The 18,351-nt window shown below is 45.5% G+C and carries 13 protein-coding genes; 4 read left to right on the top strand and 9 right to left on the bottom strand.

Annotated features, from left to right (window positions below; all coding sequences use genetic code 11):
- Nucleotides 1–102 precede the first annotated feature (102 nt).
- From argH to argC, 4 genes are all read right to left on the bottom strand, one after another.
- Nucleotides 103–1,977 carry an argininosuccinate lyase gene (gene argH / locus ACED59_RS10395; protein ID WP_009848895.1) on the bottom strand — a complete coding sequence of 625 codons (1,875 nt, stop codon included), beginning with the start codon at nt 1,975–1,977 and terminating at the stop codon, nt 103–105.
- A 347-nt stretch (nt 1,978–2,324) separates the two neighbouring features.
- Nucleotides 2,325–3,536 (bottom strand): argininosuccinate synthase, encoded by a 1,212-nt coding sequence (locus ACED59_RS10390; protein WP_009848894.1) that lies wholly within the window; start codon nt 3,534–3,536, stop codon nt 2,325–2,327.
- A 113-nt stretch (nt 3,537–3,649) separates the two neighbouring features.
- Nucleotides 3,650–4,438: an acetylglutamate kinase gene (gene argB / locus ACED59_RS10385; protein WP_017061138.1), complete on the bottom strand. Its 789-nt coding sequence runs from the start codon at nt 4,436–4,438 to the stop codon at nt 3,650–3,652.
- A 12-nt stretch (nt 4,439–4,450) separates the two neighbouring features.
- Nucleotides 4,451–5,455, bottom strand: a complete 1,005-nt coding sequence (gene argC, locus ACED59_RS10380) for an N-acetyl-gamma-glutamyl-phosphate reductase (RefSeq protein ID WP_017096541.1) — start codon at nt 5,453–5,455, stop codon at nt 4,451–4,453.
- A gap of 153 nt (nt 5,456–5,608) precedes the next feature.
- On the opposite strand from argC, the gene argE reads away from it, so the two are divergent.
- The 3 genes from argE to ACED59_RS10365 all read left to right on the top strand — a co-directional run bounded on the left by argE (nt 5,609) and on the right by ACED59_RS10365 (nt 10,544).
- Entirely contained in the window at nt 5,609–6,745 is a 1,137-nt protein-coding gene (gene argE, locus ACED59_RS10375) for an acetylornithine deacetylase (protein ID WP_017096540.1), read from the top strand.
- A gap of 251 nt (nt 6,746–6,996) precedes the next feature.
- Complete coding sequence (gene ppc / locus ACED59_RS10370; protein ID WP_017096539.1) at nt 6,997–9,633, top strand: phosphoenolpyruvate carboxylase; 2,637 nt, start codon at nt 6,997–6,999, stop codon at nt 9,631–9,633.
- A gap of 371 nt (nt 9,634–10,004) precedes the next feature.
- Complete coding sequence (locus tag ACED59_RS10365; protein WP_009848889.1) at nt 10,005–10,544, top strand: PadR family transcriptional regulator; 540 nt, start codon at nt 10,005–10,007, stop codon at nt 10,542–10,544.
- Between the two features lie 151 nt (nt 10,545–10,695).
- Here the strand turns inward: ACED59_RS10365 and metF are convergent, their stop codons facing one another.
- The 3 genes from metF to ACED59_RS10350 form a co-directional block, all read right to left on the bottom strand.
- Nucleotides 10,696–11,595, bottom strand: a complete 900-nt coding sequence (gene metF / locus ACED59_RS10360; RefSeq protein ID WP_009848888.1) for a methylenetetrahydrofolate reductase — start codon at nt 11,593–11,595, stop codon at nt 10,696–10,698.
- 339 nt (nt 11,596–11,934) lie between these two features.
- On the bottom strand, nt 11,935–14,346 hold the full coding sequence (locus tag ACED59_RS10355) for a bifunctional aspartate kinase/homoserine dehydrogenase II (RefSeq protein ID WP_017096538.1): 2,412 nt from the start codon (nt 14,344–14,346) through the stop codon (nt 11,935–11,937).
- Nucleotides 14,347–14,348: 2 nt separating this feature from the next.
- Nucleotides 14,349–15,530, bottom strand: coding sequence for an O-succinylhomoserine (thiol)-lyase (locus ACED59_RS10350; protein WP_029223750.1), 1,182 nt, complete (start codon nt 15,528–15,530; stop codon nt 14,349–14,351).
- Between the two features lie 208 nt (nt 15,531–15,738).
- Between ACED59_RS10350 and metJ the strand changes: the two genes are divergently transcribed.
- A complete protein-coding gene (gene metJ / locus ACED59_RS10345) occupies nt 15,739–16,059 on the top strand; it encodes a met regulon transcriptional regulator MetJ (protein WP_004729686.1) in 321 nt (106 codons plus the stop codon).
- A gap of 215 nt (nt 16,060–16,274) precedes the next feature.
- Here metJ and ACED59_RS10340 read toward each other — a convergent pair whose 3' ends face one another.
- Both ACED59_RS10340 and rpmE read right to left on the bottom strand, forming a co-directional pair.
- Complete coding sequence (locus ACED59_RS10340; protein WP_009848885.1) at nt 16,275–17,564, bottom strand: malic enzyme-like NAD(P)-binding protein; 1,290 nt, start codon at nt 17,562–17,564, stop codon at nt 16,275–16,277.
- 331 nt (nt 17,565–17,895) lie between these two features.
- A complete protein-coding gene (gene rpmE / locus ACED59_RS10335) occupies nt 17,896–18,114 on the bottom strand; it encodes a 50S ribosomal protein L31 (protein WP_009848884.1) in 219 nt (72 codons plus the stop codon).
- Between the last annotated feature and the right edge of the window lie 237 nt (nt 18,115–18,351).

Below are 18,351 nucleotides of genomic sequence, written 5' to 3'. Positions count from 1 at the left end.
AAGAAAAAGCAGTGGTACTTTAATAGACCGGACTTTTCTCAGTTTGTTCCCAAAAAAGATCAGATTTTTGATCTTTTTTTTAGGCGCCATAAAATCAATGCCTTATGCAACATTTACCTTTGCGATGATCTGTTCAACCAAGTTCACTTCCAACGCCACTTCATCACATGCATGTTGGCGAGGACACTGATCACAATCTTTCAGTACCTTCTCAGGCAACAGAGATTTTGATGTCGGTAAAAAGTCATGCTTCATAAAGAACTCTGGGGTACGAGTCAGCACAAACACCTTCTTGATCGCCATTTGTCGCGCTTTATCAACCAAGTGCTGCACAATCGCGGTGCCCTGCCCTTGACCTTGCCAGCCAGCTTCAACACCTAACGAACGGATTTCCGCTAAACCAGAGTCATACACATAGAGTGATGCACAACCCGTCACCTCGCCATGATGCTCTGCGACGGCAAACGAGCCAATATCACGCACCAGTTCATTACGAGAACGAGGCAGGTTTTCACCCATATTCGCCCAGTAGGCCACCATGCCTTCCAACGCTTCAATATCGGTCAGACGAGCAGAACGAACCTTAACGATAGAAGTATCACGCTGTGATAAACGCTTCTCTGCTTGGTCAACCGCGTAAGCCACTTGTTGTGGAGATACACCGCCTAGCGCGCTACGTTTTTCAAGACACGACTCAATGGTCAGGATGTCATACACATCCTCTTCAATCACCTCAGAGAACTCTTTCATCTCCGCGATGGTTAATTCTTCTAATGCGCAGCCTTTAGCAATCGCAGCAACTACCGTCACACCAACAATATGGTGAGCTTCACGGAAAGGAATGCCTTTCGCTACTAAGTAATCAGCCAATTCTGTTGAGTTCGCATAACCTTGCTTCGCTGCTTCAAGTGTACGTTCGCCGTTCACTTTAATGCCATCAAAACAAAGAGCAGCCATTTCCATACAATCATTCCAAGTATCTAAAGCGTCGAACAGACCTTCTTTATCTTCTTGCATGTCTTTGTTGTACGCCAAAGGCAGAGCTTTTACAGTCATCATCATTGCAGCTAATGAACCGTACACACGGCCAGTTTTGCCACGGATTAGCTCTAGCGCATCTGGGTTTTTCTTTTGTGGCATCAGAGATGAACCTGATGTCACGGTATCTGCTAACTCGATGAAGTTCGATTCACCCGAGTTGTAGAAAATCATATCTTCTGCAAGACGCGAAAGGTGAAGCATAGAAATAGATGCAATCGACATCAGCTCCATCACATGATCACGGTCAGATACTGAATCTAGAGAGTTACGCGTTGCACGATGGAAACCTAAGTTGTGAGCTAACTCTTCACGGTCCATCGGGTAAGCAGTTCCAGCAAGGGCACCAGAACCCAGCGGACATGTATCTAGACGCTTAATCGCATCATTCAAACGAGAATAATCACGCTCAAGCATTTCAACGTAAGCCAAGCACCAGTGAGCAAAAGTTACCGGCTGAGCACGTTGTAAGTGAGTGTAGCCAGGAAGCACGGTTTCTTGATGCTGAGAAGCAACGTTCACCATTTGGCTTTGTAGGCGATCCAATGCCAGTAGCAGTTGATTACCTTGCTGACGACACCATAATTTCAGGTCGGTCGCCACTTGGTCATTACGAGAACGGCCAGTGTGAAGTTTTTTGCCCAAGTCACCGACTTTGCCGATAAGTTGTTGCTCAACCCAGCTGTGAATATCTTCTGCATCAGAACGTAGAATCTGTTCAGGATCTTCCATCACCTCAAGTTTTAGCTCATTCAACGCTAACTCAAGCTTCTGTTGCTCTTCTTCTGTTAATACGTTGACCGACAGTAGAGCTTTAGACCAGGCAATTGAGCCCACAATGTCTTGCTCAGCCAATCGGTAATCAAAACGAAGAGAATCGTTAAAATCTTTAAACCGGGTGTCTGCTGCTTGGGTAAATCTACCGCCCCATAATGCCATTGTGTATCTCCTAATTGCACAGTGCTCACTGTTTTTGCAAATGATAATTCTGATTAAAATTCAGTATTTTTCTGATGGTTTAAACTTACGGCAATTCAAAATAAAAATAAAGTATTAATTCACTATTTTCACATATTTATTCACCAATAGTTTAATCCATTATTTATTTTCAGCGTGATTCGCGAATTATATGCCATTCAATGATAAAAACCGAAGCTGATTTATTAGACTAATCGATAGAAAAAAGCCCATTCACTAATCAATAGTGGATGGGCTTTGCATAATAATGTCTATTTGCTAGCCTTCCGTTATTCGTAAAAGGCTAGCTCACTAACTCATGGTTATGATTACTTTTGGCTATTCAGAGCACGAATACGGCTTGATAACGAGTAAAGACGGATAAAGCCTTCAGCGTGGCTTTGGTCGTAAACTTCATCTTCACCAAAGGTTGCAAACTCTTCTGAGTACAAGCTGTTGTCAGAACGCTTCTGAGTCACCGTTGCATGGCCTTTGTAAAGTTTGATAACCACTTCACCATTCACGTCTTGTGCTAGCTCATCTGTTGCTGCAAGAATTGACTTACATAGCGGAGTGAACCAACGGCCATCGTATACAAGGTGAGAAGCTTTAACACCTAGCTCTTCACGGAATTCGAATGCCGCTTTATCAAGAACCAGTTGCTCTACTGCACGCAGTGCTTCCATCATGATTGTGCCACCTGGAGTTTCGTAACAACCACGAGACTTCATGCCAACAAGACGGTTTTCTACGATATCGATACGACCAACACCGTGCTTCGCACCCTTCTCATTTAGGTAAACCAGTGCGTTGTATGGCGTCATTGTTTCGCCATCAACCGCTACCACTTCACCTTTTTCAACTTTAAGCGTCACAGTTTCAGATTCGTTTGGCGCTTGCTCTGGGTCTACAGTCCAAGCCCAGCAATCTTCATCCGGTGCGTTCCATGTATTTTCTAGCACGCCGCCTTCTGTAGAGATGTGCCATGCGTTTGCATCACGCGAGTAGATCTTAGTAAGAGAAGCCGTACAAGGGATGTTACGTTCAGCTAGGTAATCTAGACACTCTTCACGGCTCACTAGATCCCATTCACGCCAAGGTGCAATTACGTGTAGATCCGGTGCTAGTGCAGCAAATGCGCCTTCAAAACGAACTTGGTCGTTACCCTTACCTGTACAGCCGTGACACAGTGCGTCTGCACCGACTTTACGTGCAACCTCAACCTGAGCTTTCGCGATAATTGGACGAGCCATTGAAGTACCTAGTAGGTATTTACCTTCGTAGTAAGCGCCAGTTTTTAGCGTTGGGTAGATGTAGTCAGCCACCATCTCTTCTTTAAGGTCTGCGATGTAGCACTCAGATGCACCAGAAGCTTTTGCTTTCTCTTCAATACCAATCAGCTCTTCATCGCCTTGGCCTACATCTGCAACAAATGCGATAACTTCGCAATCATAGTTCTCTTTCAACCATGGAATAATTACTGATGTGTCTAGACCGCCAGAGTAGGCTACTACAACTTTCTTTACGTTAACTTTGCTCATTTTCTTTCTCCTAGTTTCCATACTGCACATGGCGGTCAGCGTTGGAAATGACTTCATTATTATGTGTTAAATTTATTTGTCTAAATTCTTTAAGTAGTAACTCGTTGTGAGGTCTACTGAGGTAAAAACTGCGTTCCTATGCTTTTACCTGAAAACAGTTGTGTTAGCTTTTCTGGGTATCGCCAAGTGGCAACTTCGATTGGTCGCCCAAGGTCGTTAGCGGCTTCTAGTGCGGCTTGAACCTTAACGATCATGCCATCGGTAATCACTTTGCCTGTAATAAGGTCATCAGCTTGTTGTTGATTAAGGCTTGGAATCAGGTGACCTTTGCCATCCAACACACCGCTTACATCAGAAAGCAGTACCAGTTCAGCATCAAGCGCGCCTGCAACGGCAACCGCAGCTTGGTCGGCATTCACATTCATCAGTTGGCCTTGCTCAGTCAGACCAATTGAGCTAATGATTGGCAGTGCGCCCGCATTAAGAATCGCTTGCAGAACGGTTGAGTCGCCCGGCTCCGCTTTTCCTACCGCGCCCAGTTCAGGGTTCAGTTCGCTCACTTTGCATAAACCACCATCTGCAAGGCTCAAACCAACGGCATTGATACCGTCTTTAATTGCCTGACCTTGAAGTAGTTTGTTGGCCGTGCCCGCTAGCGCGCCAGCGATAACAGGGATCTGATCATAAGGAGTAACACGTAGCCCCTCTTTCTTAACGGTTTCGAGGTTCAACTTATTCATCAAATCATCAACAAGGTAACCGCCGCCGTGAACAATCACGATTGGTCGCTGTGCCTGTTGTTGGTAAGCTGAAATCGCACCAAATAACTTGCTAAGTGTTTCACCACAAGATAGCGCAGCGCCACCTAACTTTATGATTAATGGTTGATTATTAAGGCTCATATCTAGATTTCCTTACACTAACGCAGTTAATGGCGCAAAACCATAACGTAAATTTAAACACTGCATCGCTTGGCTAGATGCACCCTTTAATAAGTTATCAATCGCTGAAACAACGATGATGTGCTGACCTTGTACCTTCCAGCCTAAATCGCAGAAAGGTGTCTGTTCTACATCTTGAATTCTTGGCAATGTCTCTTCGAGCAATCTCACAGCTGGCTTACCTTGATAAGCTTGCTCGAAGGCATCTTGTATCTGTTGTTCTGCCACACCGTCAGCCAGTTTCATGGTAATGGTCGCTAAAATGCCACGCTTAAAGTTGCCGAGGTGCGGGGTGAAAATCACATCACGTCCTAAATGTGCGGCCATTTCAGGTTGATGACGGTGATTGAAGACGCCATAAGCTTGCAGGCTCACTTCGCAGAAGCTGTTAACCATGGTCGCCTTGCGGCCTGCGCCAGTCACACCGCTGGTTGCGTTAATCACTGGCCATTGGTTCTCATCAAGTAACTTGGCTTCAACCAAAGGCTTAATCGCCAGTTGTGATGCCGTTGGGTAACAACCCGCTACCGCAACAAGCTGAGCTTCTTTGATTTCTTGTTCGTTCCATTCCGCTAAACCGTAAGCCGCTTTGTCTAGCCATTGTTCGTGTTGATGTTCAAAACCGTAAAACTCTTGATAGAAGTTTTCACCTTTAACTCTGAATGCACCCGATAGGTCGAACACTTGGCAGTCGTTCTCTAGAAAAATTGGCGCTAGGTCGTGACTGACTTCGTGTGCCGTTGCTAGAAAAATCACATCAGACTGTTTGGCCACTTCTTCCGGATTTGTTAAAGGTTGTACTGGCATATCAATCAGGCCAGCTAACTTACCGTGCAGTGCAGCGATAGGTTTGCCCGCATCTACACTATTGGCTGAGACATATAAACCTGATAGCGTGAGCTCAGGGTGTCTGTTTATCATTAGAGCCAGTTCTGCTCCTGTATAGCCGCTTGCACCAATGATCGTGGTTTTCAACATCTCAACACATCCATTCTTGAGGTAAGTTATATTTCAAATTTGACTATTCATACTTAATTTTTAGCTATATTTGATTTCTTATGCATTAAATATGATTTAATATGTGTTTTACCGACTTATGGTTTTCCTGTCAATAGTAGAAGTGAAGATATTATGCAATTACCGAGTTTCCTTGAGGTCTATAAAGGCCTAATTTCCACCGACTCCATTAGCTCAACAGATCCAAGCTGGGATCATGGCAACGAGAAAGTGATCGAAAAAATGGCTCAATGGTTTGAAGACGTAGGCTTTAGCGTTGAGGTCGTGGAAGTCGAACCCGGCAAGCATAATATGGTCGCAAAGATGGGTTCAGGCGAAGGGGGCTTATTGCTTGCAGGACACAGCGATACCGTGCCATTCGATGAAGGACGTTGGAACTTCGACCCTCACGCATTGACAGAACACAACAACCGCTTCTACGGATTAGGCACCGCCGATATGAAAGGCTTTTTTGCCTTCGTTTATGAAGCTGCTAAGAAAATGGATTGGAGCAAGCAAACCAAGCCGCTTTATGTTTTAGCTACGTGTGACGAAGAAACCACTATGCTAGGTGCACGTCATTTCACTGAAAATGCGCCGTTTAAACCGGACTACTGCATTATTGGTGAGCCAACCAGCCTAGTGCCTATTCGCGGTCATAAAGGTCACGTCGCTAATGCCGTGCGAGTAACGGGTAAATCAGGTCACTCTTCTGATCCTGCATTAGGCGTTAACGCCATCGAGATCATGCATGAAGTGCTGTTTGCTTTAATGCAGCTGCGTGACAAGTTAGTCAAAGAGTACCATCACCCGGGTTTCGCGATACCAAGCCCTACTCTAAATCTTGGGCATATTCACGGAGGAGATAGCGCTAACCGAATCTGTGGTTGTTGTGAATTACACTACGACGTTCGTCCTTTACCGGGCATCAGCTTAGATGGTTTGGATAACATGCTGCGCAGCGCGCTCAAGGAAGTAGAAGCAAAATGGCCGGGCAGGATTGAGATTACTCCCCTGCATGAGCCGATTCCGGGTTACGAGTGTCAGCACGATCATCCATTTATCGGTGGCATGGAATCGGTGTGTGAAACCGAATCTCAAACCGTGAACTATTGTACTGAAGCACCTTTCCTTCAGGAGTTATGTCCAACCTTAGTGTTAGGCCCAGGCTCAATCGACCAAGCTCACCAACCGGATGAGTTCTTAAGCTTCGATTTTATTGACCCTACAATTGATGTTCTGAGTAAATCGATCCGTAAATATTGTTTCTAGTTATTACTTTCCTTCCGATATTTTCGTATAAAAGCCACCCGAAAAGGTGGCTTTTATTCTGTTATCCCTGACACAGCCCGATCTTGTAATTAAATTTCACTTTTTCCCTAAGTTTTGAAAAATTTACTTCTCCCGCATTTTTAAACCTAATAATTGCAAACTTAGAATGCTTTATTTGACTAGATACAGCACTTTTCGCTAGATTGTGTACTTAACAAGGAACAATGGATGTAATTTTTTTACGAGGCAGGATGACAATGAACGAGAAATACGCCGCTCTCAAGAGTAACGTAAGCATGCTGGGACGCTTGCTAGGTAACACAATCCAAGATGCACATGGTGACGTTATCTTAGAGAAAGTGGAGACTATCCGTAAACTTTCCAAATCCGCCCGCGCAGGCAACAAAGCTGACCGTGACAGCCTAGTTGAAGAAATCAAAAACCTGCCGAACGAACAACTCACTCCTGTTGCTCGTGCATTTAACCAATTTCTCAACCTCACCAACATGGCAGAGCAATACCATACGATCTCTCGCCACTGTGAGGAGCATGTTTGTGAACCAGATGTGCTGCAATCTCTATTTTCCAAATTAAATCAGAATGACATCAGCAAGCTAGACGCAGCTCAAGCCGTTCGCGACCTGAACATTGAACTCGTTCTGACTGCACACCCAACAGAAATCACTCGTCGCACCATGATCAACAAACTGGTTAAGATCAACGAGTGTCTGTCTAAATTAGAATTAAGCGACCTATCACACAAAGAGCGTGCCAAGACAGAACGCCGCCTAGAGCAACTTATTGCTCAAGGTTGGCACTCGGATGTGATTCGTCAGCAACGTCCTACTCCACTTGATGAAGCTAAGTGGGGCTTTGCGGTTGTCGAAAACTCACTTTGGGAAGCTGTGCCTGATTTCCTACGTGAAATGGATGGTCGATTAAAAGGTTACCTTGGTGAAGGCCTGCCAATTGATGCGCGCCCTGTTCATTTCTCATCTTGGATGGGTGGTGACCGCGATGGTAACCCATTCGTAACGCACACCATCACTAAAGAAGTACTGCGTCTGTCTCGCTGGAAAGCCGCTGATCTATACCTAGGTGACGTGAACGAGTTGATTACCGAACTGTCGATGACCAAGTGTAATGATGCCGTTCGTGAATTGGCTGGCGATGAGCACGAAGCTTACCGTGCAATCCTGAAGAGCCTACGTACTCTGCTGAACAACACGCTAGAAGTGCTTGATGCAAAACTGCACGACGCAGAAGTACCGAAGAAAGAAACTCTCCAGAACATAGACCAACTTTGGACACCACTTTACGCATGTTACCAATCACTGCACGAATGTGGCATGGGCGTAATCGCGGACGGTTCTCTACTTGATACGCTACGCCGCCTAAAAGCATTCGGCGTGCATTTGGTTCGTCTCGATGTTCGTCAAGAAAGTACTCGTCACTCAGATGTGCTATCTGAATTGACTCGCTACCTAGGCATTGGTGATTACGACCAATGGAGCGAGCAAGATAAGGTTGCTTTCTTAACCAATGAACTAAGCTCAAAGCGCCCACTGTTACCACGCGACTGGGAACCATCTGAGCAGGTCAAAGAGGTTTTAGACACCTGTAAGGTCGTTGCTGCTCAACCTCGTGAAGCCTTTGGTGCTTACGTGATCTCTATGGCTCGTACTGCCTCGGATGTATTGGCTGTACATTTGCTTCTACAAGAATGTGGTTGCCCGTACCGCATGGACGTATGTCCATTGTTCGAAACGCTAGACGACTTGAACAACTCAGAAGCCGTAATGAAACAGCTAATGAGCATCGATTTATACCGTGGCTTTATCCAGAACCACCAAATGGTGATGATCGGATATTCTGACTCAGCTAAAGATGCCGGTGTAATGTCTGCAGGCTGGGCGCAATACGATGCAATGGACAAGCTAGTTAAGGCTTGTGAAGAAGAAGGCATTGAACTGACTCTATTCCACGGTCGTGGTGGTACGGTTGGTCGTGGTGGTGCGCCAGCGCACGCAGCTCTTCTTTCTCAGCCACCTAAAAGCTTGAAAGGCGGCTTACGTGTAACTGAACAAGGCGAAATGATTCGCTTTAAACTTGGCTTGCCAGATGTTGCAGTTAATAGCTTCAACCTATACGCAAGTGCGATTCTAGAAGCGAACCTTCTGCCACCACCAGAGCCAAAACAAGAATGGCGCGACCTAATGGAAGTGCTGTCTGAAGTATCTTGCGAAGCTTACCGCAACGTCGTTCGTGGTGAAGAGAAGTTTGTTCCTTACTTCCGCCAAGCGACGCCAGAGCTAGAGTTAGGCAAGTTACCTCTTGGTTCTCGTCCTGCGAAACGTAACCCGAACGGCGGCGTAGAAAGCCTACGTGCGATCCCATGGATCTTCTCATGGAGCCAAAACCGTTTGGTACTTCCTGCATGGTTAGGCGCTGGTGAAGCGATTCAATACTCTGTCGATCAAGGCCATCAAGCGCTACTTGAAGAGATGTGTCGTGAATGGCCATTCTTCTCGACTCGTCTAGGTATGCTGGAAATGGTGTACTCGAAGTGCAACATGGAAATCGCTAAGTACTACGACCAGCGACTTGTTGACGAAGAGCTATTACCTCTGGGTGAGTTACTGCGTGAACAGCTGCAAAAAGACATCAAAGCGGTGCTGAATGTAGAAAATAACGAGAACTTGATGCAAAGCGACCCTTGGGGACTTGAGTCAATTCGTCTACGTAACATCTATGTTGAGCCACTAAACATGCTTCAAGCGGAACTGCTTTACCGTACTCGTAAGTGTGAAACACCACCAGCAGAGCTAGAAGAAGCGCTAATGGTGACGATTGCAGGTATTGCAGCAGGTATGCGAAACACTGGTTAATTAGTGATTCCTACTATAACCTGACCAGCATTTACATCTACAAAAAGAACAAAAGGTCGCCATTGGCGGCCTTTTTATTTTACCAAATGACCACTAATGAGTATTTTGTCAGTTTTTTGGGTTATTTTGTCCATGTATTCTACTTTATGCTTATTATTTAGATATACTACTGCTCCGCTGCAGAAACACTCCAAAATAATAATCTGCGGCACTCGACCAATAAACTGGTCAACCTAGGTGATAAACGGCTTTGTAAGGTGACATAACCAACGATTGAGTTGGTGCTACTTGAACATAACCAATATAACGTGCCATAGAAGCACACTTGTTGTTCAAGTATTTGTTTACTGTTTACCATTTGGATTTCAGACATGTCATTACCACACGTAATTTTAACCGTTTTAAGTACACGCGATGCTACTGGTTACGATATCACAAAAGAATTCTCCGCAAGCATTGGTTACTTCTGGAAAGCTAGCCACCAACAAGTTTACCGCGAGCTAAATAAAATGGCTCAGAACGACCAGGTAACTTGCGTACTTGAGCCTCAAGAAGGCAAACCTGATCGTAAAGTTTACTCTATCACCGATGCTGGCCGTGGCGCGCTAGGTGAATGGTTTGAACAACCAACTGCACACCCAACCGTTCGTGACGAGTTCTCAGCTAAGTTAATCGCTTGTGCTGTACAACCTTCTGATGCGTACCGTGTACAACTTGCTGAACTAGTAGAAGAGTCTCGCAAACTGGTTTCTCACTACAAAGAAATCGAAGCGGCTTACTACGCAACGCCATCTACACTAGACAAGCAAGCACGCCTAGAGCGTCTAACGCTTCGCCGTAACCTACTGATCCGTGAAGCATGGATTGTATGGGCTGACGAAGTACTGCTTGAACTTGGCGCTCTTGCTTAAGTTAAGCTAGAAGCTAGAAGCTAGAAGCTAGAAGCTAGAAAAGCAAAAGGCTTGAACTCTTAGAGTCCAAGCCTTTTTTGTATCTATAGGGTTTGAAATGTTACTACCAGAAGCTTTTACAAGCGCTTGGGCTTTACTTCCTAGACTTTACTTAAAGCGCAGCGACTTGTGGACGAACACCTAATGTGTGGCAAAGTGCATAAGTCATTTCTGCACGGTTTAGCGTGTAAAAGTGGAAATCTTTCACACCTTCACGGCTTAGCGTACGAACCATATCGATCGCTTGGCTAGCACCAACTAACTGACGAGTTGTTGGATCATCATCCAACCCTTCGAACTGCTTCGCCATCCAACCTGGTACTTTTACGTTATTCATCGCAGCAAAACGAGACGCTTGCTTGAAGTTAGAAACCGGCAAGATACCCGGTACAATCTCTACGTCAACGCCAGCCGCCACACAACGGTCACGAAAACGTAAGTAGCTTTCGACATCGAAGAAGAACTGAGTGATTGCACGGTTTGCACCCGCATCCACTTTACGTTTTAGGTTAATAAGATCAGATTGAGCGCTTTTTGCTTCAGGGTGAACCTCAGGGAATGCCGCTACTGATATATCAAAGTCGTGACGAGATTTAAGCAGCTCGACTAAATCAGACGCATACATATCTGGCGCACCACCGCCTGCTGGAATATCACCACGCAACGCAACAATACTTTCAATGCCATTTGCCCAGTAATCGTCGGCAATTTGAATAAGCTCTTCGCGGCTAGCATCAATACACGTTAAATGTGGCGCAGCAACTAAGCCTGTTTGGTTCTTAATTTCTTTAATGATTGAGTGGGTACGATCACGCTCACCCGAGTTTGCACCATAGGTTACTGATACAAATTTAGGTTGAAGTGTTTTAAGACGGTGAACAGAATTCCACAGGGTCTCTTCCATCTTCTCACTGCTTGGTGGGAAAAATTCAAATGACACATTGATGTTGTCAGAAAGCTCTGCAATATTCTGATTTAAAGCGTCGATATGACTTGCGTGTGTGTATCCCATCTTACTCTCCCTGTGGCAAAAGCAACCACTAAATAATCTCAAATCCCTAGCGACGTTTAGACGTCTATATGTCTCCAGAATGAATTGAATACGATTTAATGTCAACAGATCCATTATGAATTTTTTTCAAGTAGATAGTGAGAAAAGCTCAAGCCGATAGGTGGGTCGCAAAGAAGAAATAATGTAGAAAAAAGACTGAAAACACATCGTGCTTTCAGCCTTATTTATCTTAGTGGATAGTATGCTATTTACGCATTTAAACAATTAATCTGAGTATTAAAGCAATTGATCTGACTATTAAGCCAATCGCTCTAAGTATTAAGCCAACCGCTCTCAGTATTAAAACAGGCTAGACATTCTGTTTAAATCAGACTGAATTGCACCAGCTGTTACTTCACGACCAGCACCCGGGCCACGAATAACCAATGGATTATCTTTGTACCATTTGCTCTCAATCGCAAAGATGTTGTCGCAAGGCAGTAAGTTCGCCAGAGCGTGTTCTTTAGATAACGCTTCAACGCCTACCGTTGCCTTACCATTCTTCTCTAAACGCGCTACGTAACGAAGGACCTTCTGTTGAGACTGCGCTTTCTCTAAACGCTCGGCCAACTCTTCACTCAGTACAGAAGCTTTATCAAAGAAGTCATCCACTGACAGATCTTGTAATTCTTCAGGTACCAATGATTCTACTTTGACGTTTTCAGGCTCAATATCTAAACCCGATTCACGCGCCAGAATCACTAGCTTACGCATCACGTCTGAGCCATCGAGGTCAGCGCGAGGATCCGGTTCCGTCAGGCCTTGCTGCCACGCTAAGTCAACCAACTCGCTGAATGACACCGTGCCATCAAACTGTTGGAATAACCAAGATAGAGTGCCCGAGAAGATACCTGACAGAGCGATAATATCGTCACCGCTTTCACGCAAGTCACGTACCGTGTGGTTAATCGGTAAGCCAGCGCCGACTGTCGCGTTGTACAACCAGTGACGGCTGATCTTAGCGAAAGCATCCTGTACTTGATGGTAATACTCACTTGATGCAGAACCTGCCACCTTGTTAGCCGAGATCAGGTGAATACCTTGTTGTGCAATTTGCAAGTACTTTGCTGCAAGCACAGGGCTTGCAGTGACATCTAACACAACCGCTTCATCGTAGCCCTGAATAGAACCCAAACGCTCTAGCCAGTCGTTGCCGTTATTGGCAATCGCTTCATCATCAAAACGCTTGCTCACAGAAGTCGCATCAATGCCTTGATCATCGAACCAATAAGTTTGGCTATCAACCACCGCAACCAATTCAAAGTTCATTCCACGACGCTTTTCAAGTTCAGCCTTTTGTTCAGCAAACAAGCTTAACCAACTTGAACCAATGTTGCCCTTACCACACAAGGCAATCGCAACACGCTTTTGCGCTTGGAACAGTTGAGAGTGAATGCCTTTCACTAGGCTTGATGTTTCACTCTTACGAATCACAGCCACCAAGCTTAAGCCAGAGTTCGCTTCTGAAATGAACTCAACCGGCGAGCTCTTGAGTTGTTGGTAGAATCCATAACAATGGTTCGGGTTCTTAGTCACACCAGCACCCACCGCCGCAATCAGAGAGAAGCCTTCTTTAAGCTTAATTTCCGCTTCAATCGCGTGATCTTGTAGATATTCTAAAGCGCCACCAGCGATCTCTTCTGTATAAGCAAGGCGCAAACAGTGCTGATCGGGTTCAAGCTCATAAGCAAGCGGCTCAAGTTGAGCGCGCTTAAGCCCTTCCAGTACTTCACTTTCTAGACGGTCAAAATCATGACCGTGACCAAAAGTCAGCTGCACGATCAGAACTTCATCCAGAGAGGTAATGATTTTTGCGCCACGACCCGATGCCAGTACACGCTCTATCTGTGTAGAGCCCGCCTCTGGCTGGTAGCTGCAGCGCAAGCTGAGATCCATAGCACTTTGAGCCACAGGCTGTAGCGTTCGGCTATGGAGCACTGGAGCCGCCAGACGAGCGAGTTCACTCGCTTCATCAAGGCGAAGCAGAGGCAGTAAACACGCATCCGAAACCAAACGAGGGTCAGCGCTGTATACGCCCGCCACGTCACTCCAAATCGTCACACGTTCAACTTCAGCCAAGGCGCCAATCACAGTTGCTGAGTAATCCGAGCCGTTACGACCTAGCAGTACCGTTTCGCCTTCGCAGTTCTGAGCCATAAAGCCCGTAATCACCACTCGGCAATGCGTATGCTGAGCCAAAACTTCTTTAATCAGAGGATAAGAACGCGCGCGATCCACTTCGGGTTGAGCCCCCGCTTCTGCACGTAAAAAGGCACGCGCATCTTGAGCAACTGCTTGTAAGTCATGTTGGCACAACAGAGCAGCTAACAAACGTGAAGACCAAACCTCACCGTGTCCTAACACCTGTGCTTTTTGCGATTCGCTTAGAGGAGCAGTTAGCTCACCTAAAGCAGTAAATTCTTGTTGAATAGTGGCCGTTAGCTGAGCCGCAGACTCACCTTCAAGCAGCGCTTCAATCAGCTCAAGCTGGAACTGACGAAGGGTTTGTAGACATTCATGCGCAATACGACCATCTTTGTCGAGCGCTTCAACAAACTCAATCAAGCGGTTAGTTGTTTTACCCGCAGCCGATACCACGACCAAGTCAGTAGCTGACGAGTATTCTCTAAGAATATTGACCACGCGTTGGTAACACTCTGGGTTCGCTAAACTGCTGCCACCAAATTTATGTAGCTGGCGAAAGGTTGTCATTATTAAACCTCCCCTTCTGCGATAAAGCCTTGTGTTTTTTCAAACGCTTGCTTGAGATCATCAATCAAGTCTTCTGCATCTTCAAGGCCAACAGAAAGGCGCAGTAATTGTTGAGAAACACCCGCTTCTGCCAATGCTTCTTCGCCCATAGCACGGTGAGTCATCGACGCTGGATGACAAATCAGGCTTTCAACACCGCCCAATGATTCAGCCAAAGAAAATAGCTCTAATTTATCCACAAAATATTTAAGTGCCTCGAATGAACCCGCAAATTCAAAGCTCAACATTGAGCCAAAACCTGATTGCTGTTTCTTGGCAATATCATGACCCGGGTGTTCAGGCAGGCTTGGGTGGTAAATCGTACCCACCAGATCTTGTTGTTGCAGAGCCGTCAGAATTTCACGTGAGCTCTCTTCGTGAACGCGCATACGTGCACCTAGCGTACGAATACCACGTAGCGTCATGTAACTATCAAATGGTGTGCCGGTTGCACCAATACAGTTACCCCACCATGCTAGCTCTTCAGCGTGCTCTTCTGTCTTAGTAACTACAACACCACCAATGACATCTGAGTGTCCGTTGATGTATTTAGTGGTTGAGTGGATAACAAAATCCGCACCCAGCTCTAAAGGCTTTTGGAACACAGGCGTCAAAAACGTGTTGTCGACAGCAACCAGAGCACCTACTTCTTTCGCTTTACGGCAAGTTTCTGCAATATCAACCACACGAACCAATGGATTCGATGGCGTTTCAATTAAGATCAACTTTGGCTTAAGCGCGATCGCCGCATCCAGTGCAGCTTGATCCGATTGATCAACAAACAGAACTTTGAAGTCACCTTTGAGCGAGCGTGTGTTAAACAGACGGTAAGTACCGCCATAGCAGTCGTGCGGTGCAATAATAAGATCATCGCCACCTAAAAAAGCGGATACCCATAAGTTAAGTGCCGACGTACCACAGTTAGTGACAACCGCGCCTTTACCAGACTCAAGCTCAAATAGTGCCGTTTCTAATAGGCCGCGGTTTGGGTTACCAGAGCGGGTATAATCATACTTTGGCACTTCACCAAAAGCGGGAAACCCATAGTTAGTCGAAAGATAAATAGGTGGGACAACGGCATGGTGTTGCGTGTCTGACTCGATGCCAGTACGTACTGCGATGGTTGCTGGCTTCCGGCTGCTCATAGGTGCTTCCTTACAAGTTTTGCGTCTGAGAATCACAGCTGCTTGTCGGCATTTTGTGGCTGTGTTAGATATATGTTACTCACTTTACTTTCATAAACGTGAGACGTCAACACTTCTGGACGTCTATATGTCTTTGCTTATGGCAGTAAATCCCGCTAAAATCAGCACTATTAATTTATTCTAACAACTAAAGTGATGAAGGTACGCAATGGCCGACTGGAATGGTGAATACATAAGCCCATATGCTGAGCATGGAAAGAAAAGCGAACAAGTAAAGAAAATTACAGTTTCTATCCCTCTAAAAGTGTTAAAGGTTCTTACTGACGAGCGCACTCGCCGCCAGATCAATAACCTACGCCATGCAACAAACAGTGAGCTACTGTGCGAAGCCTTTCTACATGCGTACACAGGCCAACCACTGCCAACGGATGAAGACCTTCGTAAAGATCGTCCAGACGACATCCCAACTGAAGTCAAAAAACTGATGACAGAGATGGGCATCGAGTTCGAAGCGTTTGACGAAGAATAAAAACAACTCAGTCACCGCCTTCATTATTGATTCGCTATAGCTGAACCCTATTTGTCACATCACCCACTACGTTATCTGTAGCTGCGCTGTGAATGATAGACATAAAAAAACCGACTCCTATGAGTCGGTTTTTTATTATTCTTTTTCGCTCAATAGAGCAACAGCTACTGAGCTACTAAGCTACTAAGCTACTAAGCTACTAAGGCATTAAGGCATTAAGCCATATAGTTAGCAGGCATCTCAATTCGAGCAACGCCAGACTCAACAGCCGCTTCAGCAACTGCTTTTGCAACGCGAGGAAGCAGACGCGGGTCCATTGGCTTAGGAATGATGTAACCCTTACCGAACTCCAGTGCAGTCTCGCCCGCAGCTGCCAATACTTCAGCAGGAACTTCTTCTTTCGCTAGTTCACGAATCGCTTTAACCGCCGCTAGCTTCATTTCGTCATTGATTTCGCTCGCACGCACGTCTAGTGCACCACGGAAAATGAATGGAAAACAAAGTACGTTGTTTACTTGGTTAGGGTAATCACTACGGCCTGTACCCATGATTAGGTCAGAACGAACTTCATGTGCAAGCTCAGGTTTGATCTCTGGATCTGGGTTTGAACATGCAAACACAACAGGCTTATCAGCCATCAGCGTAAGTGCCTTAGCTGGTAGCAGATTAGGACCCGATACACCCAAGAACAGGTCAGCGCCTTCGATAACATCTTCAAGCGTGCGCTTGTCGGTGTTATTTGCGAACAGCTCTTTGTATTCATTCAAGTCATCACGACGAGTGTGGATCACACCTTTACGGTCAAGCATGTAGATCTTCTCACGCTGAGCGCCACACTTAATCAGTAGCTCCATACAAGCAACCGCTGCTGCGCCAGCACCTAAACAAACGATCTTACACTCTTCCAGTTTCTTACCTTGAAGCTCGATCGCGTTAAGCATACCCGCTGCCGTTACAATCGCAGTACCGTGTTGATCATCATGGAAAACAGGTACATCACAACGCTCAATCAGGCGACGCTCGATTTCAAAACAGTCTGGTGCTTTGATGTCTTCTAGGTTAATACCACCAAATGTATCTGCGATATTCGCAACCGTATCAACGAACTCATCGATTGTGCGGTGTTTTACTTCAATATCGATAGAATCTAAACCAGCAAAACGCTTAAACAGTAGCGCTTTACCTTCCATGACCGGTTTAGAAGCAATAGGACCAAGATTACCTAAGCCAAGAATTGCAGTACCGTTAGAGATAACTGCAACCATGTTGCCTTTACCTGTGTACTTATAAACGTTATCGACATTCTGTGCGATCTCGCGAACAGGCTCAGCTACGCCAGGGCTGTATGCCAGTGCTAGGTCTTCTGCAGAGTTTGCAGGCTTCGTCAGTTCTACGGCAATTTTGCCTGGAATTGGGAACTCATGATAATCAAGAGCTTGCTGACGGAATTGTTCTTGAGGCGATAATTCTTGAGGGGATTGATCTTGGCGGCTGTCTTCAGACATAGGTGTAGGTTCCTAGGATATTATTATTTGGGGGATCTTGTTCATGTTAATGGATGTACTTCAAAGTTCCTAGGTGGTTGAAGCATCTGTATCATTAAAAAACGAGATTTCACTACTAATAAGACCAGTGGGCAGTTGAAATTACTGTCGCCTGCTCAACTTTAGAGCGAATTTCGAGGAAGGAGTGTTGGGGTAAGCGATGAAATAAAATTTACGCCAGTAACCTACCACTTTAAATGAGCTAATAATGAAATACGATTCAGTATTTTTTCAAATTTAAGGCAACAAAAAAGGACACCGAAGTGTCCTTTTTATGTCTAAATAGCGAGAATTACTTCTTGCTAGAAAGAGCACCGAAACGCTTGTTGAAGCGATCAACACGGCCGCCCGTATCTACGATACGTTGCTTACCAGTGTAGAACGGGTGACATTTGTCACATACGTCTAGGTGGATTGATTCTTTTGCTAGCGTTGAGTTGAACTCAAATGTGTTGCCGCAAGAACAAGTTGCAGAAACTGCTTTGTATTCTGGGTGGATACCAACTTTCATGGGAAAACCTCAATTAGGCCGTGTCGCCATCCGATTCTAAGCCGGACACCACACGTAGTTAAAAAATAAATAAAGACACCGCTGTATCACTAAACCGCGATAAAGCCATACCTTTAAGGCGCAGTATAGTAATGAATCTGTGAGGTAGGATCAACTGATTTGATACATTTTTCACCAACACTGTCCTTAAACCTTCTATTAAGCGTTATTTTCTGGCTCCAGTAGCATTCAAGCCTC

It is taken from the genome of Vibrio sp. FF266, from assembly GCF_041439695.1.
GTDB classification, from domain to species: domain Bacteria; phylum Pseudomonadota; class Gammaproteobacteria; order Enterobacterales; family Vibrionaceae; genus Vibrio; species Vibrio tasmaniensis_A.
Note: the sequence above shows the minus strand (reverse complement) of the source record. Positions and strands in the feature narration are given on the sequence as shown.